The sequence below is a fragment of the Brevibacterium sp. CFH 10365 genome, assembly GCF_009299785.1.
In the GTDB taxonomy this organism is placed as follows: domain Bacteria; phylum Actinomycetota; class Actinomycetes; order Actinomycetales; family Brevibacteriaceae; genus Brevibacterium; species Brevibacterium limosum.
Genome location: NZ_VIGO01000001.1, coordinates 168,716 through 194,779, shown reverse-complemented (window position 1 = coordinate 194,779; position 26,064 = coordinate 168,716). Strand labels below are relative to the sequence as shown.

The following is a 26,064-nucleotide window of genomic DNA, read 5'->3' as shown; positions in this document are numbered from 1 at the left end:
AAAGTGGGACCCCCATGGTTTCGACTCGCCTTCAACTGAGCGCCCTGGCAGGCGTTGTCGCTCTCGCTCTGGCCGGCTGCGGCTCTGCAGACTCCGATTCGGCACAGGCCGACGCCGAGGGCTCCGGCGGCACGATCGAGGTCGAGGACAACAACGGCAAGCAGACCGTCGCCTCGCCTCCGCAGTCCGTCGTCGCCACCGACAACCGCACCTTCGAAACGCTTGCCGACTGGGACATCGACCTCAGCGCCGGAGCCGTGTCTCTGATGAGCGAGGACCTCGACTACACGAAGGACGATTCGATCCTCGATCTCGGCAGCCACCGCGAGCCCGACCTCGAGAAGGTCGTCGAGGCCAAGCCCGACCTCATCGTCAACGGCCAGCGCTTCTCCCAGTACCACGATGATCTGGCCAAGCTCGCCCCGGACGCGACCATCCTCGAGCTCGACCCCCGCGACGACGAGGACTTCGGCGAAGAGCTCAAGCGCCAGACCACCGTCCTCGGCGAGGTCTTCGGCAATCAGGATGAAGCGAAGGCGCTCGTCGATGACTTCGATGCCTCCATCGAGCGTGCGAAGGGAGCCTACGACGGGAATGATAAGGCCATGGGTCTGATCACCTCGGCCGGCGACATCGGCTATGGGGCCCCATCGGTCGGCCGCACGGTCGGACCCGTCTTCGACATCCTCGACCTCACCCCGGCCCTCGAGGTCGAGCAGAGCAGCGAGGACCACCAGGGAGACGACGTCTCCGTCGAGGCCATCGCCGACTCGAACCCCGATCTCATGGTCGTCATGGACCGAGACGCTTCTTTCGCCCCCGAGGAACGTGACGAAGGGTCGGCACCCGCGGCCGAGGCTCTCGAGGACTCCGAAGCCCTCAAGGACGTCCCCGCGATCAAGGATGACAAGATCGTCTACTTCCCCGAGGACACCTACCTCAATGAGGGAATCCAGACCTACACCGAGTTCTTCAACGACTTCGCCGACAAGCTCGAAGACAAGTAAGGCCCGCTCCCGCGCATGACACGAGCCCCGCGCAGCACTGCCGGCACCGGTGACTCCGGTGTCGGCAGTCGCATGACCATCACCGAGGCGGCCGATCCTTCGGCTCCCATCTCCGGTTCCGAATCCCGCTCTCCCCGCACCGAGGCGGCCGACCGTTCCGTTCTGACCGCGGCTGCTCCCGCGACGGGGAAAGGCGGCTCCGGGGAAACCGCCTCGGCGCTGGTGGGACAGCTGCTGAACTGGAAGTTCCTGCTCAGCGTCCTCGGAGTTCTGGCGCTTCTCGCCGCGTCCCTGCTCACCGGCGTCTACGACATCTTCGGCGGCGACGGCGGGGCGGAGATGTTCCAGATCACCCGCGTTCCGCGCACCATCGCCCTCGTCCTCTCGGGGGCGGCGATGGCGATGTGCGGGCTCGTCATGCAGCTGCTCACCCAGAACCGATTCGTCGAACCGACGACGACGGGCACGACGGAATGGGCCGGCCTCGGACTCATGCTCACCGTCATCGTCTATCCCGATGCCTCGATCCTCGCGCGGATGGTCGGCGCGATCATCGCCGCATTCCTCGGCACACTCATCTTCTTCCTGTTCCTGCGCCGCGTCTCGCTGAAGTCCTCGCTCATCGTGCCGATCATCGGCATCATGCTCGGGGCCGTGGTCGGGGCGATCTCGACCTTCGTCGCCGTCCAGACGGACATGCTCCAGAGCCTGGGCATCTGGTTCGCCGGCAGCTTCACCTCCATTCTGCGCGGACAGTACGAACTGCTGTGGATCGTCGTCCTCGTCGTCGCCGCCGTCTTCGTGACGGCCGATCGCTTCACCGTCGCGGGTCTGGGCAAGGAGATCGCGACGAACGTCGGGCTCAACTACAACCGGATCATCCTCATCGGCACGATCCTCGTGGCCATCGCCACGGGCATCGTCACCGTCGTCGTCGGCAACCTGCCGTTCCTCGGACTCATCGTGCCCAACATCGTCTCGATGCTGCGCGGAGACGACCTACGCAGCAACCTGCCTTGGGTGTTCCTGCTCGGCATTGCGATCGTCACGATCTGCGATCTCATCGGCCGCACCGTCGTCATGCCGTTCGAAGTGCCGGTATCCCTCATCCTCGGGGTCGTCGGAGCCGCAGTGTTCGTCGCTCTCCTCCTGCGCGCACGGAGGAAGGGGTGAAGATGCACGAAACGACACCCACGACTGACTCGCGTCCCACCACGACTGACTCGCGTCCCACCGAGGCCGCACCACCACCTCGGCGAGTGGAGGGGGTGGAGCCTTCGCGCACGGCTTCCCGCGAAGTGAAGCGGGCGACTTCCGGGTCGGAATCGGGGGTGGCTCCTCGTCCACCGCAGCGGTCGGCGGCTTCGCTGCCCACCTCGCGGGCACGCCGCCGGTACTGGGTGATCATGGCCGGACTCGTCATCGTCTCGGCGGCGGTCGCGCTCGGCCTCCTGGCCTGGGACAATCCGATGCCCATCACCGACGACGGATTCTGGCTCATCGCCCAGCTGCGAGTGAAGAACCTCGTCGTCCTCGCGATCGTCGCGCTCAGTCAGGCCTTCGCCACCGTCGCCTTCCAGACGGTGACGAACAACCGCATCATCACCCCGTCGATCATGGGCTTCGAATCTCTCTATGTGGCGATCCAGACCGGGGCGATGTACTTCTTCGGCGTCACCGCGATCGTCGATCTCAAGGGACTGACGCCGTTCGCCATCCAGCTGGTGGTCATGATCGGCCTGTCCTTGGCGCTGTATGGCTGGCTGCTCTCCGGCAGGCACGGCAGCGTGGCGATCATGCTGCTCATCGGAGTCGTCATCGGCGGTGGGCTCGGCTCGATCGCGACCTTCATGCAGCGGACCCTGACGCCGAGCGAGTTCGACATCCTCTCCGCCCGACTCTTCGGATCGATCGCGAACTCGGACTCGGCCTATCTGCCGCTCGCGATCCCGCTGTGCGTGCTCGCCTGCTTCGCGATCTATGTCAGCTCCGGGAGGCTCAACGTCCTCGCGCTGGGCCGGGACACGACGAGCAGCCTCGGTCTCAACCACAAATTCGAGATGATGAAGATCCTCTTCTTCGTCTCCGTCCTCATGGCCGTGTCCGTGTCGATGATCGGACCGATGGTCTTCCTCGGATTCCTCGTCGCAATGCTCGCCTACCAGTTCTCCGACACCTATGACCACAAGTACATCCTGCCGATGGCGGCCCTCATCGCGTTCACGGTCCTCGGCGGGGCGTACTTCGTCATGAAGAACATCTTCTACGCCCAGGGCGTCGTCTCGATCATCGTCGAGGTCGTCGGCGGCGTGGCATTCCTCGTCGTCATCATGAGAAAGGGACGCCTGTGATCACACTGAGCGATGTCCGCAAAACCTACAGCGACGAGATCGAGATCGGACCCGTCGATCTGCAGATCCCGACCGGCGGGGTGACCGCGCTGGTCGGTCCCAACGGTGCGGGAAAGTCTACTCTGCTGACGATGGTCGGCAGGCTGCTCGGGCTCGACTCCGGAGCCATCGCAGTGGCCGGTTATGACGTGAGTTCGACGAAGTCGAAGGACCTGGCCAAGGTCGTGTCGATCCTGCGGCAGGAGAACCACTTCATCACCCGGCTGACGATCCGGCAGCTCGTCGGATTCGGCCGCTTCCCCTATTCCAAGGGGCGACTGACCGCAGCTGACGAGGAGATCATCTCTCAGGCTGTCGATTTCCTCGAGCTCGGTGACCTGGAGAACCGGTTCATCGACGAGCTCTCCGGCGGACAGCGGCAGCGGGCGTATGTGGCGATGGTGCTCGCCCAGGACACCGATTACGTGCTCCTCGACGAGCCGCTCAACAACCTCGACATGAAGCACTCCGTGCAGATGATGCAGCACCTGCGACGGGCCGCGGCCGAGATGGATCGGACCATCGTCATCGTCCTCCACGACATCAACTTCGCCGGTCACTACGCCGACCACATATGCGCGGTGAAGCAGGGGAAGGTCGTCGAGTTCGGCCCGCCCGAAGAGATCATGACCGCCGAGGTGCTCACACGAGTCTTCGACACCCCGGTCGACGTCGTCGACGGCCCGCGCGGCCCGCTGGCCGTGTACTACTGACGCGTTCGGGCTCGCTGACCGGGTATGAAGAGACCTGTGTCACAACTGTTGCGAAAAATCTCTTGCTTAAACATCTAGAGTTGATAGTATTCTGGTGACCCGCAAGGCAGACCATTGATGATCTGTCTGCTCAGAGAGACCTCGAAGCCGTGACATTTCAAGGGGGAGAAGTTCAAATTCAGGCTGTTCGGGGGCAAAGCGCTTCGGCTCCTGGTCCGAGCGATTAGGCGCCGGGGCCGTTTAAAGAAACATTTACATAGGTTTTAGTTCAGCGAACCTTGCCATGCCGGCACTTCGCACCGTCAGAGCCGACCACGTCGTATATGTGGTTCGAACAGACTGCTGTGGGACCGAAGGCTGCGTGGAGGGCGAGCTTCGACTCCAAAGAAGGAATCGGGAGCATGGACACTCAATCATCACTCAATCCCATTGCGAGCAGCGATGCTCACGACGAGGGCGGAGACTTCAAACGGGACATGGGGTTCTGGGGCAACCTCGCCCTCGGATTCACCTATCTGTCCCCGGTCGTCGGCGTCTATGCGACCTTCGCCGCGTCGATGGCGCTGGCCGGACCGCCGGCTTTCTGGATGCTGATCCTCGCCGGAGCCGGACAGCTCCTCGTGGCCACCGTCTTCGGCGAAGTGGTCTCCCAGTATCCGATCGCCGGCGGAATCTACCCCTGGAACAAGCATCTCTGGGGGAAGAAGTGGGGCTGGATGAGCGGCTGGATCTACATGATCGCCATCAACGTCACCATCGCCTCGGTGGCCTACGGTGCCGGCCCGTTCCTCGGTGCCCTCCTCGGTATCGAAATGTCCCCGATCGCCAACGTGGTCTTGGCGCTGTTCATCATCTTCCTCGCCACCATCGCCAATCTGTGCGGGACGAAGTTCCTGGCCAATGTTGCATTCGTCGGCTTCGTCGTCGAGATCTTCGCGACAGCGGCGATCGGCGTATGGCTGCTGGTCACGGTGCGCAAGCACGACCTGTCGGTGCTGTTTCAGGACTTCCGACCGGCTGATCTGCAGGAACAGACCCCATTCGCACTCGCCTTCATCGGTGCTGCGATCATGGGCATCTACCTCTACTACGGCTTCGAAGCCAACGGTGACGTCGCCGAGGAGGTGCGCAACCCCGGTCGTGTCATCCCCAAGGCGATGCGGATGACGATCTACGTCGGCGGTCTCGCCTCGATGTTCATCGCGCTCGGACTGATCCTGTCGGTGGGCAGCTTCGAGGACATCATCAACGGCACGATTCCGGACCCGATCACCGTCGTCTTCCTCGAGGCCTTCGGGCCGGTCGGCTTCAAGCTGGTGATGGCGGTCGTCCTGGTGTCGTTCCTGTCCTGCACGATCTCTCTGCAGGCGGCCGCATCGCGCCTGATGTACTCGATGGGTCGCGACAATCAGCTCCCGTTCTCGCACCTGCTCGCAAAGTTCAGTCGGACTCGTGCGGTTCCTCCGTATGCGCTCATCGTCGCCGGCGCGATCCCTTCGGCTGTCATCCTCATCTCGCTGCTGAGCGAGAACGCACTCCTGGCCATCATCTCCTTCGCCTCGTTCGGCATCTACCTGGCATTCGCCTCGGTGGTGTTCGCCTCGATCAGGGCACGAGTGAAGGGTTGGAAGCCCAGCGGCGAGTTCACCATGGGCAAGTGGGGCTGGCTGATCTCGATCTCGGCTCTGGTCTATCAGATCTTCGCCATGGTCATCGTCGTGTGGCCGGTTCCGGACGTGCCCTGGTACGACGCATGGATCGTGGGGCTCATGTCACTGGTCGTCGTGGGAGTCGGCGCAGTGTATCTGTTCATCTCCCATCCTGAGCGCCGTGGGCGAGAGGGCGGAGATGCGACGTCGTTCGCACATGCGGTGCCCGAACTGACGAAGCTCGACTGAGATCGGTTCGCCGGGTCGGCTGCAGAGCCGACCCGGCGTCGCACGGAATCAGCGCGCGGAAGACCCGGCGCGAAAGAGCGGCCCCTGCCGATAGGACAGGGGCCGCTCTTCCCGCTCAGGAATCAGCCTGACGTCTGGGAACCGTGGTGCCGGCTCAGCTCTCGTCGTCGCGGTAGAGCAGACTGAGATCCACACCTGTCACGTCCAGAGGCAGGCGCGAATACCCCGGCGGCATCACCGCAATCCGCACCCCGGTGCTCAGCTCTCCCGAGTTTCCGACGAGCACCTGATTATGCCTGCTGAGCAGGGCCGCGCCATGGCCGAGCGGTGCGAGCATCCGCAGCAGCTGTGACTCGGCGTCGTTCATGAGGATATCGATTCCGGCGACCCCGACCCTGCGGCCGTTGACGTGGCACGGAACAGTGAGGGTGACGATGTAGTCATCGACACCGAGATGGTCGATATAGGGACCGGCCAAGGTCCGAGTCCCGGCGTTGAAGCCGCCTTCGAACCATTCGAGGTATTCGTAGTCGTAGAACCGGTCCGAGCTGCGATCGAGGACGAAGTCTCTGCGTGCGACATCATCGCCGTCGGTGATCCACCACTCGAGGCGGGCCGTGGACGGCTCGAGCACATCGAGTTTGAAGATGAGCCCGGCTCCGTCGAATCCGGAATGTGCGCCGAGGAAGTCCGAGACATCGGCTCCCAGCGCCGCACGAGCCTTCCGGCCGACCTCGAACGGTGGTTCTCCCGCGAAATCAGCGGTGAGATGGGCACTGAGTCTGCGTTCGAGGTCCTCGAGTCCGAGAAACAGGCCGTCGGCCCAGGCCGAGAGTTCCCGTGCAACGTCATGTACCGCCGAATTGGTCATGTCGCTCCTCCTCACTGCATGGCCGACTGGTCAGCGCCGATCGATTCGATGGTCAGCTTGACGTCGATGAGACTGTAGACAGTCTTCCTGATATTCGCCTCGACCGCACGCTCGGCGCGTTCGATGTCGTGAGCGGCGACAGCTTCGACGATCTCGGTGTTGTCCGCAAGAACCTCGTTCTTCTGAACGGCTGCACCGGCGGGTGACCATTTCAGCGCCAGTATCTCACTCTGCAGGCGCATGGATGCGCGCAGCAGCCTCGGCGATTGGGAGACGACGCCCAGCTGGGTGTGGAATCGGGAATCGGCGGCCGAACATTCTGCGAGAGTCGTCGCGTCCTCGAGTCTCTCTGCGGCATGGCGGAGCTCGCCGATGGCCTGGGAATGGGCGCGCTGACACGCCAAGCGGACGATGCCGGTGGCGACAGCCGTGTGCTCATCGCCGTAGTCGCGGTAGGCCACGATGGACAGACTGGCGAGATAGGTGCTGATCTGTTCGTCGGAGGGAAAAGGGACCTTGACGATGAAGGTTCCGCCGCCGCGACCCCGACGGGTTTCGACGATGCCCTGGTCCCGCAGCAGCGCAAGACTCTTCCGCAGAGTCGCCACGGCGACATTGAACTCCTCCGCCAGTTCGACTTCGGCCGGCAGGCGTTCGCCGACCGAGATCGATCCCAGAGATATCGCAGAGACGATCTGATCGGCGAGGGCGTCACCGTAGCCGAATGGTCCGCTCGATCCGTGAGAAGCAAGCACGTACCTGAATGCCTGGCTCAACAGTCCTGCACCTCCTGGGGTCGCATCGCCTTGCTCGATCCTACCGTCTGGACGTGACTGTCCTGACGGGTGCGGTCGCCCCAGGAACGCAGCCGCTGACCGCTCAGGCGTCAGCTGCGGAGACGACCGCGGGCAGCCACTCGAGCGCGACATCGCTCGGCAGATCCCAGGAAGAGGCGTCGTGGCGGCCGTACTCACCGACCCGTTCTGCGCCGAGCTCGGCGAAGCGACGATCGATGTGCTCGCTGCCTTGGGAGTAGGTCTCCTCGTAGAAGCTGTCGCCCAGACCGAACATCGCATAGCGGACGCCGGTCAGATCGCCCTCGAATTCGGAGAACTTCTCGAAGAAGCCCTGGGCGGTGTTGGGCAGTTCTCCGTCGCCGTGTGTTGAGCACACGATGATGTAGAAGTTCTCGGCTGTGATGGACTCGGGTTCGAAGTCCTGAAGATCGAAGACTTCGGCGGACCGGTCTTCGGCGTTGATTCTGTCAGAGAGGTCCTGAGCGATGAGCTCGGAATTTCCCGACTCGGTTCCGTAGAGGACGACGATGTTCATGGTTATCCTTTCACCAAAGGGCGTGACAGGGTGGGATGCGGGCCGGCGGCTGAGTCGTTCGCTCTGAGGCTCCCGACCGTATCGAGCATTTCGTCATGAGTTCTGAACTTCGTCCGGATCCGCGATGATTCTGCGTTGGCCACTTCGGCGGCATCGATGTGCTGCCAGTCGGAGAAGCTCACGGCCTGACTGCGCAGAGTCTCCGGAAGTGCCTCGAAGCCGCCGGGGTCGTCTCCGACGGGGCATCTGCCGGACTCGACGTCGGCGATGATCTCCTTCGCGACCTGGTGGGCATCGGCCCGGTTGGCAGGGATCGCCCCGACCGGTCCGCGCTTGAGCCAGCCCGCTCGGTAGAGGCCGCATTCGAGTCTCCCCGGTCCGTCGGAGGGAGCGAAGTCGTACTCTTCCGCGTAGTGCCAATGGCCCGGTGCGTTGACATCGAAGCCGATCGCCGAGATGACGGTATCGGCAGGAATGACGCCGGCTTCTCCTGCGGGTGCCTCTGAGAGGTGGACGGACTCGACGTGGTCGGTGCCGCGGATGCGTGAGGGGGTGGCCCCGAAGACGAAGCGCACTTCCGCGCGTGGCTCATCAGGTGTGACAGCCGCGAGCTCGGCGAAGGCCGCCTCCCGTTTGAGTCCGAGCGTGTTGTCCTCTGCGGCAGAAGACGAGTTGGCGACGGAGAAGGCGATTCCTGAGATCTTCCCGAGCTCGCGAACCATCGCGACATCTGCCTTGGCTGAAGCGATCGGAGAGCGGCTGAGCACCGTGATCTCGCGTGCCGGTCGTGACAGATAGGTTCCGAGCGCTTCCGGGCTGACATCGCTGTCGACGTAGTCGGAAGCGGTCTTGATGAGGAAGCGCACCATGTCGAGCGCGACATTGCCGGCTCCCACGACCACGACTCGTTCGCCGATGGACGGCATCGGCAGATTCGGTCGGGGAACGGTGTTGAGCGCATTGACGATGTCTCCGGAGACCAGCACACCATTCAGATGAGATCCCGGCACCGTCAGGGCGCGATCACGCCAGCGCCCTGTCGCAAGGACGACGATGTCGAAGGCGGCTCTGAGGTCGGCCAAGCCGATGTCGCTGCCGACCTCGACGTTTCCGGCGAAGCGGAAGTCCTCGGAGAGGAAGTTGCGATCGAACTGCCGAGTCACGGCCTTCGTGTGCTGGTGGTCGGCGGCGACTCCGTAGCGGATCAGTCCGTACGGCGCGGCGAGACGATCGAAAATCGTGATCTCTGCATCTTTCCAGTGTCGTCTCAGCGCCTGCGCCGTGAAGCATCCTCCCGGCCCGCTGCCGATGACGGCAACGCGGCGAGGTGTCTGGGCATTCATTGTTCGGCCTCCATCGGTCGACGATTTCTCCATTGAACCCCGGTGATCGACCACCGGTCGTCGTGATCGCTGGGTCCCTCAGGGACGGCAGAGTCGAGACTTCCGACAGCGATCGGGGACAGAAATCAATAACATCTGTTTTTCAATCATTGCGGATCGACGGGAATTCGGCAAGCCCTTACATCGTCTCGGCGCTGCCCGACGGCTCTCGAGGACGCCGCGGAGACTGACCTGACGGGATATTGACGGCGAATCGAAGACGTCGACCAGTTCGGAAATCACCGCAGAGGTCTTGCGCTGCCGGGATGGCTGTGATTTGATTCATTGAGATCATTCATTCATAAGTGAATGTTTAGTTCAAGCGTAGATCAACGAGGACTCGCGGGAGTGTGAACACGATGACCACCACGGTCGATACAGCAGAGATTCCGTATCTCGACATCTCAGATCCGGATTTCGCCATGGCATCCGAGCAGGTCAGAGACGTACGTGAGCAGTCATGGATCGCCACGACCAACTACGGCTTTGCGGTCCTGCGCTACGACGAGGTCGCCGCCCTGCTCAAGGACCAGAAGCTGTCGCAGGGCAGCGCACGCTGGCCCGATCATCACGGAGTCCATTCGGGCGCCTTCCACGATTGGTGGAGCAGGAATCTGCTCGTCCTCGAAAGCGACGAGCACCACCGCATCCGCCGACTCCTCAACCCCGCGTTCTCACCATCGATGGCACGCAAACTCGAACCGGAGTTCGCAGAGATCGCCGAAGAGCTCATCGCCGACTTCGCCGACAAGGGCGAATGCGATTTCGTGCGTGACTTCGCCGAACCGTTCGCGACTCGGGCGCTGTGCGCGATGATGGGCCTCGACCACAAGCACTGGCCGTTCATCGCCTCCCGCGCGAACACTGTCGGCTATGCGCTGTCGGTCGAGGTCAAAGAGAAGATCGACGAAGTCGACCAGGCAGTCAGGGAGCTGTACGCATTCGTCGAAGACCTCATCGAGGAACGACGTGCCGACCCCGGTCAGGACGTCGTGTCGCGACTGGTCCATTTCAGCGAGTCCGGAGACAAGCTGGATGCCGAAGAGCTGCGCAATGCACTGGTGCTCATGCTCTTCGGCGGTATGGACACCACCCGCAACCAGCTCGGTCTGGCAATCCAGACGTTCATCCGAAACCCCGAACAATGGGAGATCCTGGCGCAGCGGCCCGAATTGGCCAAGCCGGCGCTCGAAGAAGTGCTGCGCGTCAATCCGACGACCAGGTGGGTGACACGGGAAGTCATCGAGGACTTCGACTTCCAGGGAGTGCACTTCGAAGCCGGCACCACCGTCCACCTGTTCACCCACAGTTCGGGAACAGATGAACGAGCCTACCCCGACCCCGATATCGACATCACGGCAGAAGACCGGAAGCCCCACTTCACCTTCGGCGGCGGAATCCATCACTGCCTGGGCCACTACATCGCCAGAGCCGATATGAGCCAGGCGCTGCCGCTCCTGGCTGCCAAGATCACCAACCTCGCCTGTCCAGGAGGCGACACGTGGCTTCCTGACTCAGGCAACACAGGACCGATCGGCCTGCCGCTGACGTTCGACGTTCGCAGCTGAGCGCTGACGCGTCAGCACTTCACCAGACAACCGCACCTCATCACCGACCGCACACAACTTCGGCACCCGCCGAACTCAGAACCCGGCATCGTCGCCGGTCCGCGAGAAGAGGAAGACATGACCATCACAACTCCGCTCACCACCGAGGATCCGTGCATGCAGGAACTCCTGCGCCGGAGGGACTCGGCCGACACGAACCTCGCCGAGGCCTTCAAATCCTCGATCCAGGACGATCTCCTCGACAACAGCGCCCTCGAGCGCCACCATTCGGCGAATATGGACAATGACACCGTCGAAGAGATCAAAGAGAAGATCGAGCGCTCCGGCGTCGAATATCTCTATTACATGGTCCCGACGCTGCGTTCGCGCACCGTCGCGAAGATGGTTCCGGCCAAGCACATCGTGCGCAACCTGGACAAAGGTGTGAACTTCACACGCAACGCACTCATGGACTTCCAGAACGACGTGTTCGGAAACCCCATCGGCGCCGACATCCGATCGAAGGAATTCGTCGCGATGCCCGAGCCCGACTCGTTCAATCAGCTCCCCTGGGACAAGTCGATCGGGCGGATCTTCTGCTCGACCTACGAACCGGATCACCTCGGCGAGATCGCCGGCCGACCGAACTTCCACGATTCCCGCGCCCACATGAAGCGCACGCACCAGCTGCTCAAGGATCATTTCGGGCTGACCATGAAATCCGGAACCGAACCGGAGATGGTCTGGGTCGGCGAATCGATCAAGCCGAAGACGATTCCGGGCTACAACCCTGCCTATCAGGTCGAATACCTCGAAGGCATGCGCCCCATCTACAAGCGAGTCCATGAATACGCCAATGCCCTCGGCTTCGACATGATCGAAGGCGACTACGAGGACAAGGGACAGATCGAGCTCAACTGGAACTTCGACGAGATCGAGAGGACCGCGGACCGATTGGTCACCTATCGGCAGATCTGCTCGCAGGTCGCTCGCGAATTCGACGTCGAAGCCTCATTCATGCCCAAGCCCTTCATCGGTGAGATGGGCGCCGGATGCCACCACAACATCTCCCTGTGGGACGAAAGCGGCCGCAACACCTTCGAAGATGCGGGAGTAAAGGACCTCCACCTCTCACAGATCGGACGGTGGGTCGTCGGCGGCATCATCAAGAATGCTCCCGCCATGATGCTCATCTTCGCCTCGACGGTGAACTCGTACAAGCGTTTCTGGGACCCGGGCCAGTTCGCGCCGGCAACCGCCGACTGGGGACTCGATGATCGTGCATCGATGATCCGGATCTCCTCGAACGGACGCGCCGAGGTCAGGGTCCCCGACGCCTCGGTCAACCCCTATCTCTCCCATTCACTGCTGGCTGCAGCCGCCGCCGACGGAATCGGCAACCAGGTAGAGCCGCCGGCAGCGGGAGCGCAGGGAGTCGACCTGCCGCGCACACTCGGTGACGCCGTCGAGGCATTCCGCGACAACCACTTCATCCGCACGGCACTGCCACCGCAACTCGCTGATACCTATCTCGAGATGAAGGAGAACGAGTGGGCGCAGTACTGCGGTGCGCTCACGCAGTGGGAGTTCGACCAGTACTGGCAGGCCATCCCGTGAGCGGCGTGGACAATGCAGAACGGGCCGCGAATCCTGACGTGTCAGAATCCGGCGACGCGTCCGGAGGCGTTCTCCGCTTGGCGTGCATCGATTCGGCTGCCGCACCCCTGTTCGACAAATCGGCCGACGGCGGAGTGACCCGCACCGGCTACGAACCCGACGCCGCTGCGCTGGTTGCTGACGCCCTCGGGCTCAGGCTCGAATGGCACGTTGTGGCGTGGGACGACATGATTCCGTCGGTCCAGCGTGGTGAGGCCGACGGTGTGTGGTGTGGGCAGGGGATCATCCCGTCCCGCGTGGCACAGCTCGACTTCACTCGCCCCTACGCCGTGTTCAACGAATCAGTGCTGGTGCGGGCCGACGACCCGGCTTGCGGGCCGGAGGATCTGCGCGGCTACAAGGTGGCGGCGATCGAAGGCAGTGCGAACATGGCCCTGGCCGAGACGTTCCCCGGAGCCGAGCTCGTTCCGTTCGGACCCACCGACGATGTCTTCGGCGATATGATCCAGGCGGTCAGGGACCGCACCGTCGACGCCATGGTCGACGACGATGTGGTCACTGTTCCCCTCGGAGACGAGCCCGAATTCGACCTGGCCTTCACAGCTCAGACCCGGAACCCCTGGGGCGTCGGCGTGTCCAAGGACCGACCAGAGCTGCTCGAACGACTCGACGCCGGGATCCGACAGGTCATTGAGGACGGTTCGCTCGAACGGGCGTGGTCGGAATGGATGCCTCATCTTCCGTTCCCCGCCGAGACCCTCGAAGCCGGACTGGCGACGACGTCAGCTGCCGACGATGCCGAAGGAGCCGCGGTATGAGGGAGCGGCCGTTCATCGGAGTCCCCGCGATGTCCTCGGCGAAGGTGAATGGCCTTCGTCATTCCGGCAGCGTCGTGGCGGACGCCGTGCTCCGTGCCATCGCGCTGGCCGGAGGAGAGCCGATCGTCATTCCCCCGGTCCTCGACAGCGGACTGCTGTCGCACGTCGACGGCATCGTGCTTCCGGGCGGCTCGGACATCGATCCGCGACGCTACGGACAGGAACCCGACGAGACGTATGCCGGCACCGACTTCGATGACCAGGACCAGGCCGATTCGCGGGCCATCGCAGCGGCTGAAGAGCAGGGCCTCCCCACTCTGCTCATCTGTCGCGGACTGCAGCTGTGGAATGTCGAACGCGGTGGCAGTCTGTACCAGCATTGGCCCGAAGCCGAGGTCGCGCACGTCGGCGCCGTCCACCCGATCGAGGTGGCACAGTGCTCCCGGCTGTCCGAGGCCCTCGGCCTTTCCGGTGCGGCAGATGTCTCCAGCTACCATCACCAGGCCATCGACCGCCTCGGTGAGGGCCTGCAGGTCACAGCCCGCGCAGCCGACGGGTGCATCGAAGCCGTCGAGGATCCGAACCACGCGATCGTCGCTGTGCAATGGCATCCCGAGGATCGCGCGGAGACCGAAGCCGTCGACAGCGCTCTCTTCGCCTGGGTGGTCGCTCAGGCGAGAGAGCGCATGCGCAGCCGCCTCGGGGCAGCAGTCTGAACCGCCGCCTCGATCCGAGCGCGGCGCATATCGTCAACGGACGAATCGACTTTCAAGGAGTGAAGTGAACCGGAATGTTCTCACGCACGACGACGTGCTGCGGACGGCACCCGCTGATACGGCGGATGTCGAGATCGCGGTGGTCGTGCAGCTGAATATGCCTGGACAGACCGAAGATTCGGTCGCCCTGCAACGGGCTCTGACCGTCACGGCCGTCGACGATCTGCACCGCCTCGGTGCGCGGGTCTCAATCCACGACGTCGGAGCGGACGCCGCACCCGATGAGGATGCCATCACGCGAGCCGACGGCATCCTCGTGCTCGGCGGAGGCGACGTCGACTCGCAGCTGTACGGGCACACCGGACCGGTGCCGAACGAATACGGCAGAGATCGGCGGGCCGATGATCGCGAGATCGCGATCATCCGATCGGCGATGGCGGATGATGCGATTCTCCTCGCGCTCTGCCGAGGCTCACAGCTGCTCAACGTCGCCTGCGGGGGATCGCTCATCCCCGACCTCGACCCCTTCGACCTGCACAAGGGCGCTCCCGGGCAGCCGCTGTTCATCGATGAGACCGTGTCGCTGATGCCCGGCACCATCGTCCACGACCTCTACGGACAGGACGAACTCACGGTGCGCAACGGCCACCACCAGGCAGTCGAACGTGTGGGGGAGGGCCTGCGCGTGGGCGCACTTGCTGCCGACGGGGTCGTCGAGGCCACCGAACGGATCGAGAACTCCTGGATCCTCGGCGTGCAGTGGCACCCGGAGGAGCAAGGTGCCGACGAGCAGGACCGACAGATCCTCTTCACCGCCTTCCTCGACCAGGTGAGGTCGCGGAGGGCGGCCGCGCTCACGGTCTGAGCCCGGCCGGCGCCACCGAGCCGGCCCCGACCCGGTGGTGTCCGTCACCGTCCCGGCCGCCCTTCCGGTGGTGTCCGTCACCGATCGAAACCGACCCGCTCTCCGGGCTTGACTGGCCCCGGCCGGTGGGTAGAGTAGCGAGCATGAGCGCATTCTCGCGGGTGAGAGGCCGAATTCCGGCATAGGCGATGCCGGTTGCGAATCGGGTCGGAACCACCCGGGGCGACGCAGGCAGTCCAGATCATCCGAGCGAATCGACGCTGTCCAGCCGACTTCACCGGGAGTAGCAGTGTTTCTCAGTCTGTATGAACAAGAGCGGTTGATGATCTACACCGCCGGAAAGCTTGCGCTCGAGCGCAAAGACCGTGGCCTCAAACTCAACCTGCCCGAGGCGACGGCGATCATCACCTCGTACCTGCTCGAAGGAGCGCGCGACGGCAAATCCGTCGCCGACCTCATGGAATCCGGCCGCCACGTGCTGGCCAAAGACGACGTCATGGAAGGGGTTCCCGAAATGCTCACACAGGTTCAGGTCGAGGCGACGTTCCCCGACGGAACGAAGCTCGTCACGGTGACGGGGCCGCTGCAATGATGAGCAACGAGAACGCCCCCGGCGAGCAGAACGACGACAACAAGTCTCTCGACGACAACCCGTTCGAAAACGAAGAGCTCCAGCCCGAGGACCGCCACCTCGAGGCCGAACACGCCACCGACGACCCCGGCCGCAGCTACGACGAGGCCGAGACCACCGTCATCGACGAACCCGGCATCGACGACGACCGCGAACGCCATCCGTCCTCGGGTGAGAGCAGCCCGTCGAGCCCCCGCCGTCCCGGCTCCGGCACACGGCAGGCGCCCCGGCAGGAACACGACAGACCGGTCACCTCGGCCGACCGTGTCATCCCCGGCGAGATCTTCCTCAAGGATGAACCGGTCGAGATCAATGCCGGACTGGCCGTGACGTCCCTGCACGTGGCCAACACCTCGGACCGTCCGATCCAGATCGGATCCCACTTCCACTTCGCCGAGGTCAACCCCGGCCTCGAGTTCGACCGCGCCCGCGCCTGGGGCAAGCGCCTCAACGTGCTCTCCGGCGGTGCCATGCGCTTCGAACCCGGAGCCGATGAAGAAGTCGAACTGATCCCGATCCAGGGTGCGCGCATCGCCCTGGGATTCCGCGGAGACTGCAGAGGAGAGTTGGATGGCTGAGATTTCGCGTTCGGAATACGTCGCGTCGTTCGGACCGACGGTCGGTGACCGGGTGCGCCTGGCCGACACCGACATCGTCATCGAGATCGAGAAGGACTACTGCGCCGGCGGCGACGAGGTCGTCTTCGGCGGCGGCAAGTCCGCCCGCGAATCGATGGCCCAGTCCTCGCGCACCCGCGCCGAGGGCACCCCTGACCTCATCATCACCGGAGCGATCATCCTCGACCACTGGGGAGTCGTGAAGGCCGATGTGGGCATCCGCGACGGCAAGTTCACAGCCATCGGCAAATCCGGCAACCCGGATACGATGAATGGTGTCCACCCGGACCTCGTCGTCGGTCCCAACACCGAGGTGGCCAGCGGCAATGGTCTGATCATGACCCCTGGCACCATCGACACCCACATCCACTTCGTCGGCCCCGACCAGTTCGAGGTCGGCCTCATGGCCGGCACCACGACGATGGTCGGCGGCGGCACCGGACCCACCGAGGGGTCGAAGGCCACCCTGGCCACCCCCGGCCCCTGGTGGCTGGGCCGGATGTTCGAGTCCATGGACCCGTGGCCGGTCAACGTCCTGTTCCTCGGCCGCGGCAACACGATGAACGAAGAGGCCATGTACGAGCAGCTGCGCGGCGGAGCCGCCGGTTTCAAGATCCACGAGGACTGGGGGGCGACCCCGGCCGTCATCGACAAGGCCCTGTCCGTGGCCGATGACACTGGAGTCCAGGTCGCCATCCACTCGGATACGCTCAACGAGGCCGGATTCGTCGAAGACATGCTCGCCGCGGTCGCCGGCCGGACCTTCCACTCCTTCCACACCGAGGGTGCCGGCGGCGGTCACGCCCCGGACATCATCAAGATCGCCTCGGAGCTCAACGTGCTCCCGGCCTCGACGAACCCGACCCGTCCGTTCACGGTCAACACCGTCGACGAGCATCTCGACATGGTCATGGTCGCCCACCACCTCAACCCGCAGGTGCCCAACGACCTCGCCTTCGCCGAATCACGCGTGCGCGCCGGCACCATCGAGGCCGAGGACGTGCTCCAGGACCTCGGAGCCCTGTCGATCATGTCCTCGGACGCGCAGGCGATGGGCCGCATCGGTGAGGTCGCCATGCGCACCTGGCAGACCGCACATCAGATGAAGAAGCTGCGCGGACCCTTGGCCGGGGACGACCGGGCCGACAACAACCGAGCACGGCGCTATATCGCGAAGTACACGGTCAACCCGGCCATCGCCCACGGAATCGACTCCTATGTCGGTTCGATCGAACCGGGCAAGCTCGCCGACTTCGTGCTCTGGCAGCCCTCCATGTTCGCCGTCCGTCCGCACACCGTGTTCAAGGGCGGAATGGCCGCGGTCGCCGCTCTCGGCGACCCGAACGCCTCGATCCCGACCCCGCAGCCGGTGTCCGAGCGACTCGGTTTCAACTACCGGTCCGCCTCGGCGGCGGCCACGAGCCTCGCGTTCGTGTCCGAGCAGGCCATCGACGACGACATCGCGGGCAAGCTCGACCGTGTCCAGCGTGACTTCGTGCCGATCACCTCGACGCGGAAGGTCACGAAGGACGACATGATCGAAAACTCGGCCCGCCCGGACATCGAGGTCAACACGGACACCTATGCGGTGAAGATCGACGGGGAACTCGTCGAGCACCGGCCCGCGGAGTTCGTGCCCATGTCCCAGCGCTACTTCCTGTTCTGAGGCAGCGCTTGAGATCACGCTCCGCACTGCTCGTCCTCGCCGACGGGCGCCTGCCGACCGGCGGGTATGCCCATTCCGCGGGGCTCGAGCAGGCCATCCGTCAGGGGTGGGTGAACGACATCGACGGGCTGCGCGATTTCCTGCGCGGTCGCCTGCACACGACGGGACTGATGAACGCGGCCTTCGCCGTGGCCGCGTGGAATGCCCTGGATGTGGGCGCCCTCGCCGAGGCTGCCCCCACTTCCGCGTCGACCGCAGAGCCGACCCCGGAGACCGGCGCCTTCCCCGAGACGGCCCTGCGCGATCTCGACGCCGAGCTCATCGCTCGGACCCCGTCCCCGGCCCTGCGCCGGATCGGGTCATGGCTGGGCACGCTCATGCTCCGATCCCTGCGCAGCATCCATCCGCACCCGCTGCTCGATGACTTCCCGAAGGGCCTGCAGCAGCCGCTCGTCTATGGTGCGGTCGGTCGAGTGCTCGGCTTGAGCGATGCCGACACGGCCGCGACCATCCTCCACGAGGCGGTCACAGGTCCCGCCACGGCTGCGGTCAAGCTCATGCACATCGATCCGTTCCAAGCCCACGGTGCGATCATCGACCTCGCCGCCGACCTCGACGAAGCGGCCGAACGCGCCGCGGACTTCGGTCGCGGCGATCCGGCCGAGATTCCGGCGCTCAGCGCGCCGCTGTCGGACTTCGCCGCCGAACTGCACGAGGGGGACAATGTCCGACTCTTCGCTTCCTGAGACCTGGGCGCTCAACCCGCAGGGCTCGGCCAGCGGGATGACCTGCCGGGCCTCGATCGCCACTACCACGGACGGCACCGGCCCCAACGGCCGCACCCGCTCCCGTATCGACGGACTGCGCCGCCAGGCCCCACTCGTCCCACGCCCCACCGGAGCCAGCGGCTTCGAACCCTTCGTCGACGGCGACCCCGACATCGCCCGGGTGGCGCTGACAACTGCGGCGGCCGGTCCGCTCGGCGGGGACAATTACATCTTCGACGTCCACGTCGGCGCCGGCTCGACCCTGCTGCTGCGCGAGGTCTCGGCGACCCTGGTCCTGCCCGGAGCCCACGGCGATCCCTCGCTCATGCACTGCCGAGTCACCGTCGAATCGGGCGGCACCCTGATCTGGGTGCCCGAACCCGTCATCGCCGCCCAAGGCTGCCACCACACGCACCGCGTCGACATCGACCTCGCCGAGGATGCTCGCCTGTTCTTCCGCGAAGAGCTGCTGCTGGGTCGCCACGGTGAGGATCCCGGGAACCTCAGCTCCCGACTCAACGTCCGCCGAGGCGGCCGCCCCCTGAGCATCCAACGCTTCGATCTCGGCCCCGCCGGGAAGGGCTTCGACACCCCGTCCGTGGTCGGAGGATCCCTCGGCGTCGGCTCGGTCGTCATCGTCGAACCCGATGGGGGACTGCCGACCACGACCGTCATCGCCGATCCGAGGTCGGCCCTGCTGCCCATCGACGAGACCTGCGTGCAGGTCAACTCGCTCGGCGACGACGGGCTGGCTCTGCGCAGACGCCTCGACGCGGCCCTGACCGAACTCGGCGAACCCTGGGGCCGGGAGACCGGCTGGTCGGCGGTGCCCCGGTGAGCCGCCTCGGCGAGATCCTGAAGACCATCACATCAACCGCAACGCACATTGGAGGAGACCATGAGCAACGGAAAGCGCGCACTGCGCCTGGGAATCGCCGGACCCGTCGGGACCGGCAAGTCCTCGTCGATCGCGAACATCTGCACGGCCCTGGCCGATGAGTTCCGCATCGGCGTCATCACCAACGACATCTACACCGACGAGGATGCCCGCTTCCTCAAGGCCGCAGGCGTCCTGCCCGAGGAGCGCATCCGCGCCGTCGAGACAGGTGCCTGCCCGCACACCGCGATCCGCGATGACGTGAGCATGAACCTGCTCGCCGTCGAGGCTCTCGAAGAGGACTTCGACCCGCTCGACATCGTCCTCGTCGAATCCGGCGGCGACAACCTCACCGCCACTTTCTCCCCGGCACTTGTGGATGCACAGCTGTTCGTCCTCGACGTCGCCGGCGGCGGCGACGTGGCACGCAAGGGCGGACCGGGAATCGGCCGCGCCGACCTGCTCGTGATCAACAAGATCGACTTAGGCGAGCACGTCGACGTCGACGTCGAACAGATGCTCGCCGATGCGAAGGAGGCCCGTGAGGGCCACCCCGTGCTCGGGGTGTCCCGGAAGATCCCCGAGACCGTCGAGGCCCTGGCCGACTGGGTCCGCGAGGTCCACGCCCGCTTCGTCAAGGGCGACCACACCCCGGTGGATCCGGGCCCGATGGCCCCGCACTTCCACGCCGACGAAGACGCCGACGGCGGCGGATACATGCACACCCACGACGAAGGCGAAGCCGCGCACAGCCACTGATGACACCGTCACCGAGGTGGGGGTCGGACCCGACGCCCGCCTCGGTGCGCAGACACGAACAGGAAGGACAGCCGCCCAGGCGGTCGAACGACGGATGAACAGACGGAAGGCGACGGCCTGGACGGCCGGTGTGGGGGCACTCGCGCTCCTGCTCAGCGGCTGCGAAGCCCCCAGTGGGGGAGATTCGGAGCTGGTCATCGGCACGGAGAACCTCGGCGGGTACAACCCCGTCAACGGCTACTCCGTCGATGGGAACTCACCCTTCTACGACGGGCTGCTGCGGCTGCAGGAGGACTCCGGATCAGGGGAAATGCCGGAACTCGCACCGGCACTGGCCGCAGAGGAGCCGCAGGCGAACGACGACTCGACGGAGTGGACGGTGAAGCTGCGCGACGATGTGACCTTCTCCGACGGATCGGACTTCGATGCCGCGGACGTGGCCGCAACGTATGAGGCGATCGTCGACCCCGAGGTGGCGTCCGAATCCGTCGACGCCTTCCGCATGATCGCCTCGGTGAAGACGCCCGACGATCACACTGTCGTCTTCGAACTCGACGAACCGTCCCCCACCTTCACCTCGCGCCTGGCCGTCGGCATCCTGCCGTCCGAAGCCATCGAAGAGGGCACGCCGGCCGCGGACTGGAAGGTCAACTCCGAACCCGTGGGCACCGGTGCCTATACCCTCGACTCGCTCACCGAAGACACCGCGGTGCTCAAGGCCCGCGACGACTACTGGCGGACGACGCCGGAGCTGAAGTCCGTGACCCTGCAGGCCTATGCCGACACCTCCGCGCTGGCCGCAGCGGTCAAGGAAGGCAAGGTCTCCGGCGCCGCCGTGCCCCCGCGCTCGGTCGACCAGATCAAGGGCAATGGGCAGGAGATCTATACCGCTCGCACCGCCGACTGGCGCGGGCTCACTCTGCCCAGCGACAACCCGTTCACGCAGGATCCCGAGGTGCGCAAGGCACTCAACCTCGCCATCGACCGTCAGAAGCTGGTCGACGAGGTGCTCGGCGGCCATGGCACACCCGCCTCGACGCCGGTCGGCGAATTCTACGGCGACGCCTATGACTCTGGTGCCGAGTTCGATTTCGACCTCGATGAGGCGAAGACGCTGCTCGACGGGGCCGGGTGGAAGGCCGGCTCCGATGGAGTGCGAGCCAAGGGCGGGAAGAAAGCCGTCATCGATGTCACCTACCCGGCCGGAGACACGGTGCGCGGTGACATCGCCGCCGAGATCTCCGCCCAGCTGGAGCAGCTGGGCGTGAAGCTCGAGATCAAGGGCCAGGAATGGGACGACATCGAGAAGGACCTGGCCGGGCAGGCCATCGTCTACGCCGGCGGTGAGCAGCCCTTCAACATCGACCACCAGATCAGAGCCTCACTGCACACGCAGACGAAGACCTCCGGGGTCTTCGACAACCCCGCGAACATGGCGGTCCCCGGAGCCGATGAGCTGCTCGACCATGCCGCCGTCGAAACCGACCGGGCCGAGGCCGATGCCGACTACCGCGAAGTGCAGTCGACGTACATGGAGGCGCCGAGCTACCTCATCGTCGCCTTCCTCGAACACACCTACGTCGCCGACACCGAAGGCTGGAACATTCCCGACACGACGTTCGAACCGCACGTCCACGGCTCCGATTGGGGACCGTGGTGGAACCTGGCCGACTGGAAGAAGAACTGACATCCCACCCGACCGGTTCCAGGTCATCCCGGATCCGGCACATCGTGGCCAGAGGCGGAATCGTCCTCGGCGGGATGATCCTTGCCGGCTTGGCCGGCGGGGCAGGGGTGTTCGCCCTGTCCGCGGCCTCTCCGTCGAACCCCTTGGCCCACACCGTGGCCGGGTGGGAATTCGCCTCCGCGGAGGCACGGGAGAACCTCGCCGCCGCCTATGACAGCGGAGGCTGGCCGGGTGCGTGGTGGCAGTGGCTGCTGACCACGGTCACGACCGGTGACCTCGGGTATTCGCGGCTGCTGCACACTGATGTGGCCGAGGTGGTCCTCGGCCGCGGACTCAACACCATGGCCGCCACCCTGTCCGCCGTGGTGATCACCGCAGTCATCGTGCTCATCGCCTCCGTGCTGCTGGCCAGGTTCCCCGGGCTCGCCCACAATTCGGCCACCTCGGGGCTCATCGGCGCCTGGCTGGCCGTGCCGTCGTTCCTCATCGCGCTCATCATCGTCGTGGCCTTCGGACGTCAGCTGCCGAACCCGGCGACGAGCGCCCCCATCACCCTCATTCCTCCAGTGGCGATCACGATCGCTCTGGCGTGGTCGGCGATGCTCATCGCCGCCGCCCGATCCGCGGCCGCCGAAGTGTGGTCGACGCCGTGGGCGCGCGCCCTCATCGGCCGCGGCTTCTCCTCGACGGCACGGGTGCGCACCGTGCTGCCGTCGGTCGTGGCCGCGGTGCGGGCTCCGGCTGTCATCTATGTTCCCGTCGTCGTGCTCGGTGAGGCCGCCGTCGAAGCGGTCCTGTCCTATCCGGGGCTGGGCAATGCCCTCGTCGAGGCGGCGGCCGGTGCCGACCTGCCGCTGCTGGCCACGGTCACGGCGATCGCCGCGGCCGTCACGACCGGACTGGTGCTCGGTGTGCGCTCGTTCGGCGCCGGCGGTGACGACCGATTCCTCGCCGCCGGTGCGGGTGCCGGTGTGCTCGGGAAGGGGTACGCATGAACCGACGGATGTGGGGCACCATCGTCCTCGGGATCGTGCTCATCCTGCTCATCTGCGGACGGTTCATGCCGGGAGAGGGCACCGACTTCTCGCGCGCACTCCTGCCGCCGGGCGTCGGCGGGCTGCTGGGGACCGACCATTTCGGTCGCAGCGTGGCCGTGACCGTGTGGGATGCCGCGGGCGGTTCGGCTCTGGCTGCGCTCATCACCGCGGCCGTGACCACCGCGATCGGTGCCGGCATCGGTGTGGTCTCGACCCTGTCTCACGGTCTGTCGAAGGTGTCGACGGGACTGCTCATCGCCACCTTGGTCGTGCCGTCGATGCTGTTCACCTTCATCGTCGTCGGCATCCTCGGCGGTGGTCGCACGGCGATCATGGTGACCGTGGCACTGACGCATTGGCCGCTGGCGGCTCAGCTCATCGGACCGAAGGTGCGGGAGGAATGGGCCTCCGGATGGGTGCGGTTCGATCAGCGCCTCGGTGCCGGTCGAGTCCAGATCCTTCGGTGGCACGTGCTGCCGGCGGCCGGGGGACGGGTGGCGGCGGCCATGGCCGTGATCTTCCCGTCGGCGGTCGTGCACGAGGCGACGACCGCGTTTCTGGGAATCGGTGTCGATCCGGCCGCGGTGTCGCTGGGGCCGCTGATCGCGTGGGGGCAGTCGGATATGACGGTCGGGGCGTGGTGGACGCTGGTCGTGCCGACGTGTGCGCTCATGCTGCTGCTTCTGCCGCCGACGATCCTGGCCCGCCGCCTCGGAGAGAGGCCCCGATCGCTGTGACTGCTCTTCATCTCCGTGACGCCACGCTGAGCCTTCCCGGCACCGGCGAGGTGCTGTCCGCACTCGACCTCGAGATGCCGGCCGGGGGCATCACCTGGCTCGTCGGCGAATCGGGGGCCGGAAAGTCCACGCTGTGCAATCTGCTCGCCGGCCTCAGTCCCGTCGATGCGAAGGTCAGCGGGGTGCTGGATCTCAGTGAGATCGTCGGCGACCGTGGTGGGCACGGCCTCGCCGAGGCGGCTGTCCCCGGAGACGGTCGGATCGACCTCGGCACCGGGCCAGGGCGCCGCGCGATGGCGAAGATGCGACGTGGCGGGGCGATCGCCTGGGCTCCGCAGAATGCCATGGACACCTTCCCGCCGGCGATGCGCCTGGCCGAGTGGTTCGCTCGGGCGGGGCTCGAGAGTCCCGACCTGGCACCGTTTGGATTGGAGAACTCGATCCTTCGCAGGCTGCCGCATCAGGTCTCCGGAGGACAGATCTCGCGCATCTCCTTGGCGGCGGCGGTGGCGAAGTCCCCGCGGCTGCTCGTCTGCGATGAGCCGACTGCGGGCCTCGACCCCGAGCAGGCCGACGCCGTGGTGGGCGTGCTCAATGAACAGGCAGCGGCCGGCAGCCGCGCCGTGCTCGCGGTGACTCACGACCTGTCGGGTCTGCAGCGCAATGCCCGTCCCGGCGATCGAGTGGCCGTGGTCTTCAACGGACATATCGTCGAGAACGGCTCGGTCGCGGACTTCTTCGCCGGTCGCGCCGCGAACGCCTATGTCCGGGCGTTGGCCGCGGCCGCACCTGCGGCAGGGGCGCACCCGCTGCCGCTGGCCGACGGGCCTCGACCGAAGCCGTGGGTGTACAGGGACGGGGACGAGCTGCGCCGCCTCGGCGAGGGCGCGGTCGTCGGGGGAGGGCCCAAATGAGGCTGACAGACGTGGTCATCGACTACGGTTCGACCCGCGTCGGACCGGTCGACGCGGACGTCCCCGCGGGGACGGTGACGGTGCTCCAAGGCGCGTCGGGCAGCGGAAAGACCAGCGTGTGCCTGGCGATGACGGGCTTCCTCACACCCAGCAGCGGGCAGATCGAGGGGGACCTCGGGGTGCTCGTTCCACAGAACCCGCGCGAATGGCTCAACCCGCGCCTGACCGTCGCCGAGGTCATCGAACACACCCGCGCCGCGCGTGGTGCCGGTGGTGCTCGACGGGACCGTGTTGCCTCCGGTGGTGCCGGGAACAGCCTCGGCTTGCCGGCCCTGCTCGATCGGGCGCTGCTCAGCCCGGAGCTGGCTCACCACGGCTGCGGCGAGCTCTCGGGCGGTCAGGCGGCACGCGTGTGCATCGCCCGTGCGCTGGCCAGCGGCATCGACACCATCGTCTGCGACGAGCCGACGGCGGCGCTCGACTCGTCGAATGCCGCACGGATCGCCTGGCTCATCAACGACCTCGCCGAGGCGGGGAAGACGATCGTCTGGGCGACCCACGACCGAGACCTCGTCGCCGCCACCGACGTGGGCTATTCCTTCGTCACGCTCTGATCGCGGCTCACGTCACTCAGCCGCGGAATCTGCTCTCACCGCCGGTCGGATCGTCACCCACCGGCGCACCGCGAGGATGAGTGCTGCGATGAGTCCGACGATGAGCAGCCCGTCTGCGGCGATGTAGAGCAGGTGCAGCGATGACCCGCCCTCGTCGACGCCGGCGAGCACAGCATCGGTGCGCTGGTTGAGCAGCGGTCGGATGACGATGACCTTGATGATGAGCACCGCGATGAGCCCGCAGGTCACGCTCCGGTAGGCCCGGTCGACTCCCGACTTGAGCAGCGCCCACAGCAGGATCACGGCGATGACCAGCTCGACCCAGTTCATCACGCCGAACACCAATCGGCCGATGCCCAACCCCAGCGGGATCGTGATGCCCGGGGCCGTGAACTTCAGCGGCGCCTCGATGAGCGAGATGCCGATGATGAGCCCGAGCCAGACGGCAGGCAGGATGATCCGAGCGCCCGCCGCCAGTCGCGAGTCATCGGTGCTGAAGAAGTGAGTCATGATCCCGATTCTACCCCTCGTAGAAGAATGTCTGCCGCGTCCGATCCGCGCCCGACCAGCCTCACCGCCGCACCCGCTCTAGACTGGTGTCC

Annotated in this window: 25 protein-coding genes and 1 pseudogene; 21 read left to right on the top strand and 5 right to left on the bottom strand. The window is 65.4% G+C overall.

Going from position 1 to position 26,064, the window contains the following annotated elements; genetic code table 11:
• The first annotated feature begins 14 nt into the window (after positions 1–14).
• The 5 genes from FHG09_RS00795 to FHG09_RS00775 all read left to right on the top strand — a co-directional run bounded on the left by FHG09_RS00795 (position 15) and on the right by FHG09_RS00775 (position 6,008).
• Positions 15–1,007 (top strand): siderophore ABC transporter substrate-binding protein, encoded by a 993-nt coding sequence (locus FHG09_RS00795; protein WP_152345800.1) that lies wholly within the window; start codon positions 15–17, stop codon positions 1,005–1,007.
• A 15-nt stretch (positions 1,008–1,022) separates the two neighbouring features.
• Positions 1,023–2,180 (top strand): ABC transporter permease, encoded by a 1,158-nt coding sequence (locus FHG09_RS00790; protein WP_264674054.1) that lies wholly within the window; start codon positions 1,023–1,025, stop codon positions 2,178–2,180.
• Positions 2,181–2,338: 158 nt separating this feature from the next.
• Complete coding sequence (locus tag FHG09_RS00785; protein WP_227492469.1) at positions 2,339–3,358, top strand: iron chelate uptake ABC transporter family permease subunit; 1,020 nt, start codon at positions 2,339–2,341, stop codon at positions 3,356–3,358.
• Positions 3,355–4,110, top strand: a complete 756-nt coding sequence (locus tag FHG09_RS00780) for an ABC transporter ATP-binding protein (protein WP_152345799.1) — start codon at positions 3,355–3,357, stop codon at positions 4,108–4,110. The genes FHG09_RS00785 and FHG09_RS00780 overlap by 4 nt, the downstream gene beginning before the upstream one ends.
• 401 nt (positions 4,111–4,511) lie before the next feature.
• Positions 4,512–6,008 (top strand): APC family permease, encoded by a 1,497-nt coding sequence (locus tag FHG09_RS00775; RefSeq protein ID WP_152345798.1) that lies wholly within the window; start codon positions 4,512–4,514, stop codon positions 6,006–6,008.
• A gap of 154 nt (positions 6,009–6,162) precedes the next feature.
• Here the strand turns inward: FHG09_RS00775 and FHG09_RS00770 are convergent, their stop codons facing one another.
• The 4 genes from FHG09_RS00770 to FHG09_RS00755 form a co-directional block, all read right to left on the bottom strand.
• A complete protein-coding gene (locus tag FHG09_RS00770) occupies positions 6,163–6,879 on the bottom strand; it encodes a cache domain-containing protein (RefSeq protein WP_152345797.1) in 717 nt (238 codons plus the stop codon).
• Between the two features lie 11 nt (positions 6,880–6,890).
• Positions 6,891–7,655, bottom strand: a complete 765-nt coding sequence (locus tag FHG09_RS00765; protein ID WP_193627230.1) for a FadR/GntR family transcriptional regulator — start codon at positions 7,653–7,655, stop codon at positions 6,891–6,893.
• Positions 7,656–7,758: 103 nt separating this feature from the next.
• On the bottom strand, positions 7,759–8,211 hold the full coding sequence (locus tag FHG09_RS00760) for a flavodoxin domain-containing protein (RefSeq protein WP_152345795.1): 453 nt from the start codon (positions 8,209–8,211) through the stop codon (positions 7,759–7,761).
• Positions 8,212–8,213: 2 nt separating this feature from the next.
• On the bottom strand, positions 8,214–9,554 hold the full coding sequence (locus FHG09_RS00755; RefSeq protein WP_193627229.1) for an FAD-dependent oxidoreductase: 1,341 nt from the start codon (positions 9,552–9,554) through the stop codon (positions 8,214–8,216).
• A gap of 398 nt (positions 9,555–9,952) precedes the next feature.
• Here FHG09_RS00755 and FHG09_RS00750 point away from each other — a divergent pair, with 398 nt between their 5' ends.
• From FHG09_RS00750 to FHG09_RS00675, 16 genes and pseudogenes are all read left to right on the top strand, one after another.
• Positions 9,953–11,161, top strand: coding sequence for a cytochrome P450 (locus FHG09_RS00750; RefSeq protein ID WP_152345793.1), 1,209 nt, complete (start codon positions 9,953–9,955; stop codon positions 11,159–11,161).
• Between the two features lie 117 nt (positions 11,162–11,278).
• Positions 11,279–12,757, top strand: coding sequence for a glutamine synthetase family protein (locus tag FHG09_RS00745; RefSeq protein ID WP_152345792.1), 1,479 nt, complete (start codon positions 11,279–11,281; stop codon positions 12,755–12,757).
• A gap of 38 nt (positions 12,758–12,795) precedes the next feature.
• Positions 12,796–13,575, top strand: coding sequence for a substrate-binding periplasmic protein (locus tag FHG09_RS00740; RefSeq protein ID WP_152345791.1), 780 nt, complete (start codon positions 12,796–12,798; stop codon positions 13,573–13,575).
• Positions 13,572–14,291 (top strand): gamma-glutamyl-gamma-aminobutyrate hydrolase family protein, encoded by a 720-nt coding sequence (locus FHG09_RS00735; RefSeq protein ID WP_152345790.1) that lies wholly within the window; start codon positions 13,572–13,574, stop codon positions 14,289–14,291. Before FHG09_RS00740 ends, FHG09_RS00735 begins: the two co-directional genes overlap by 4 nt.
• Before the next feature lie 64 nt (positions 14,292–14,355).
• Positions 14,356–15,156, top strand: coding sequence for a gamma-glutamyl-gamma-aminobutyrate hydrolase family protein (locus FHG09_RS00730; protein WP_227492468.1), 801 nt, complete (start codon positions 14,356–14,358; stop codon positions 15,154–15,156).
• A 289-nt stretch (positions 15,157–15,445) separates the two neighbouring features.
• The gene (locus tag FHG09_RS00725) at positions 15,446–15,748 is read left to right on the top strand and encodes an urease subunit gamma (protein WP_152345789.1); all 303 of its coding nucleotides are present in this window, start codon (positions 15,446–15,448) and stop codon (positions 15,746–15,748) included.
• A 308-nt stretch (positions 15,749–16,056) separates the two neighbouring features.
• Positions 16,057–16,365, top strand: a complete 309-nt coding sequence (locus FHG09_RS20320) for an urease subunit beta (protein ID WP_413773137.1) — start codon at positions 16,057–16,059, stop codon at positions 16,363–16,365.
• The gene (locus FHG09_RS00715) at positions 16,358–18,070 is read left to right on the top strand and encodes an urease subunit alpha (RefSeq protein WP_152345787.1); all 1,713 of its coding nucleotides are present in this window, start codon (positions 16,358–16,360) and stop codon (positions 18,068–18,070) included. The genes FHG09_RS20320 and FHG09_RS00715 overlap by 8 nt, the downstream gene beginning before the upstream one ends.
• 8 nt (positions 18,071–18,078) lie before the next feature.
• Positions 18,079–18,816 (top strand): urease accessory protein UreF, encoded by a 738-nt coding sequence (locus FHG09_RS00710; protein WP_152345786.1) that lies wholly within the window; start codon positions 18,079–18,081, stop codon positions 18,814–18,816.
• Positions 18,794–19,675, top strand: a complete 882-nt coding sequence (locus FHG09_RS00705) for an urease accessory protein UreD (RefSeq protein WP_152345785.1) — start codon at positions 18,794–18,796, stop codon at positions 19,673–19,675. Before FHG09_RS00710 ends, FHG09_RS00705 begins: the two co-directional genes overlap by 23 nt.
• A 45-nt stretch (positions 19,676–19,720) precedes the next feature.
• A pseudogene (ureG, locus tag FHG09_RS00700) lies at positions 19,721–20,473 on the top strand (urease accessory protein UreG); the annotation flags it as partial.
• A gap of 94 nt (positions 20,474–20,567) precedes the next feature.
• Positions 20,568–22,160, top strand: a complete 1,593-nt coding sequence (locus FHG09_RS00695; protein WP_152345783.1) for an ABC transporter substrate-binding protein — start codon at positions 20,568–20,570, stop codon at positions 22,158–22,160.
• A gap of 44 nt (positions 22,161–22,204) precedes the next feature.
• Positions 22,205–23,155, top strand: coding sequence for an ABC transporter permease subunit (locus tag FHG09_RS00690; protein ID WP_152345782.1), 951 nt, complete (start codon positions 22,205–22,207; stop codon positions 23,153–23,155).
• Positions 23,152–23,934 carry an ABC transporter permease gene (locus FHG09_RS00685; RefSeq protein ID WP_152345781.1) on the top strand — a complete coding sequence of 261 codons (783 nt, stop codon included), beginning with the start codon at positions 23,152–23,154 and terminating at the stop codon, positions 23,932–23,934. The genes FHG09_RS00690 and FHG09_RS00685 overlap by 4 nt, the downstream gene beginning before the upstream one ends.
• A complete protein-coding gene (locus FHG09_RS00680; RefSeq protein WP_152345780.1) occupies positions 23,931–24,848 on the top strand; it encodes an ATP-binding cassette domain-containing protein in 918 nt (305 codons plus the stop codon). Before FHG09_RS00685 ends, FHG09_RS00680 begins: the two co-directional genes overlap by 4 nt.
• Positions 24,845–25,462 (top strand): ATP-binding cassette domain-containing protein, encoded by a 618-nt coding sequence (locus FHG09_RS00675; RefSeq protein WP_152345779.1) that lies wholly within the window; start codon positions 24,845–24,847, stop codon positions 25,460–25,462. Before FHG09_RS00680 ends, FHG09_RS00675 begins: the two co-directional genes overlap by 4 nt.
• Before the next feature lie 12 nt (positions 25,463–25,474).
• Here the strand turns inward: FHG09_RS00675 and FHG09_RS00670 are convergent, their stop codons facing one another.
• Positions 25,475–25,972 carry a hypothetical protein gene (locus tag FHG09_RS00670; RefSeq protein ID WP_152345778.1) on the bottom strand — a complete coding sequence of 166 codons (498 nt, stop codon included), beginning with the start codon at positions 25,970–25,972 and terminating at the stop codon, positions 25,475–25,477.
• Positions 25,973–26,064 lie beyond the last annotated feature (92 nt).

What these genes read in the sequence shown, in the direction of transcription:
- FHG09_RS00760 (WP_152345795.1), bottom strand. Translation starts at nt 8,211, where the DNA reads ATGAACATCGTCGTCCTCTACGGAACCGAGTCGGGAAATTCCGAGCTC.
- FHG09_RS00790 (WP_264674054.1), top strand. Translation starts at nt 1,023, where the DNA reads ATGACACGAGCCCCGCGCAGCACTGCCGGCACCGGTGACTCCGGTGTC.
- FHG09_RS00745 (WP_152345792.1), top strand. Translation starts at nt 11,279, where the DNA reads ATGACCATCACAACTCCGCTCACCACCGAGGATCCGTGCATGCAGGAA.
- FHG09_RS00770 (WP_152345797.1), bottom strand. Translation starts at nt 6,879, where the DNA reads ATGACCAATTCGGCGGTACATGACGTTGCACGGGAACTCTCGGCCTGG.
- FHG09_RS00705 (WP_152345785.1), top strand. Translation starts at nt 18,794, where the DNA reads ATGTCCGACTCTTCGCTTCCTGAGACCTGGGCGCTCAACCCGCAGGGC.
- FHG09_RS00735 (WP_152345790.1), top strand. Translation starts at nt 13,572, where the DNA reads ATGAGGGAGCGGCCGTTCATCGGAGTCCCCGCGATGTCCTCGGCGAAG.
- FHG09_RS00685 (WP_152345781.1), top strand. Translation starts at nt 23,152, where the DNA reads ATGAACCGACGGATGTGGGGCACCATCGTCCTCGGGATCGTGCTCATC.
- FHG09_RS00755 (WP_193627229.1), bottom strand. Translation starts at nt 9,554, where the DNA reads ATGAATGCCCAGACACCTCGCCGCGTTGCCGTCATCGGCAGCGGGCCG.
- FHG09_RS00750 (WP_152345793.1), top strand. Translation starts at nt 9,953, where the DNA reads ATGACCACCACGGTCGATACAGCAGAGATTCCGTATCTCGACATCTCA.
- FHG09_RS00715 (WP_152345787.1), top strand. Translation starts at nt 16,358, where the DNA reads ATGGCTGAGATTTCGCGTTCGGAATACGTCGCGTCGTTCGGACCGACG.
- FHG09_RS00675 (WP_152345779.1), top strand. Translation starts at nt 24,845, where the DNA reads ATGAGGCTGACAGACGTGGTCATCGACTACGGTTCGACCCGCGTCGGA.
- FHG09_RS00775 (WP_152345798.1), top strand. Translation starts at nt 4,512, where the DNA reads ATGGACACTCAATCATCACTCAATCCCATTGCGAGCAGCGATGCTCAC.
- FHG09_RS00695 (WP_152345783.1), top strand. Translation starts at nt 20,568, where the DNA reads ATGAACAGACGGAAGGCGACGGCCTGGACGGCCGGTGTGGGGGCACTC.
- FHG09_RS00670 (WP_152345778.1), bottom strand. Translation starts at nt 25,972, where the DNA reads ATGACTCACTTCTTCAGCACCGATGACTCGCGACTGGCGGCGGGCGCT.
- FHG09_RS00795 (WP_152345800.1), top strand. Translation starts at nt 15, where the DNA reads ATGGTTTCGACTCGCCTTCAACTGAGCGCCCTGGCAGGCGTTGTCGCT.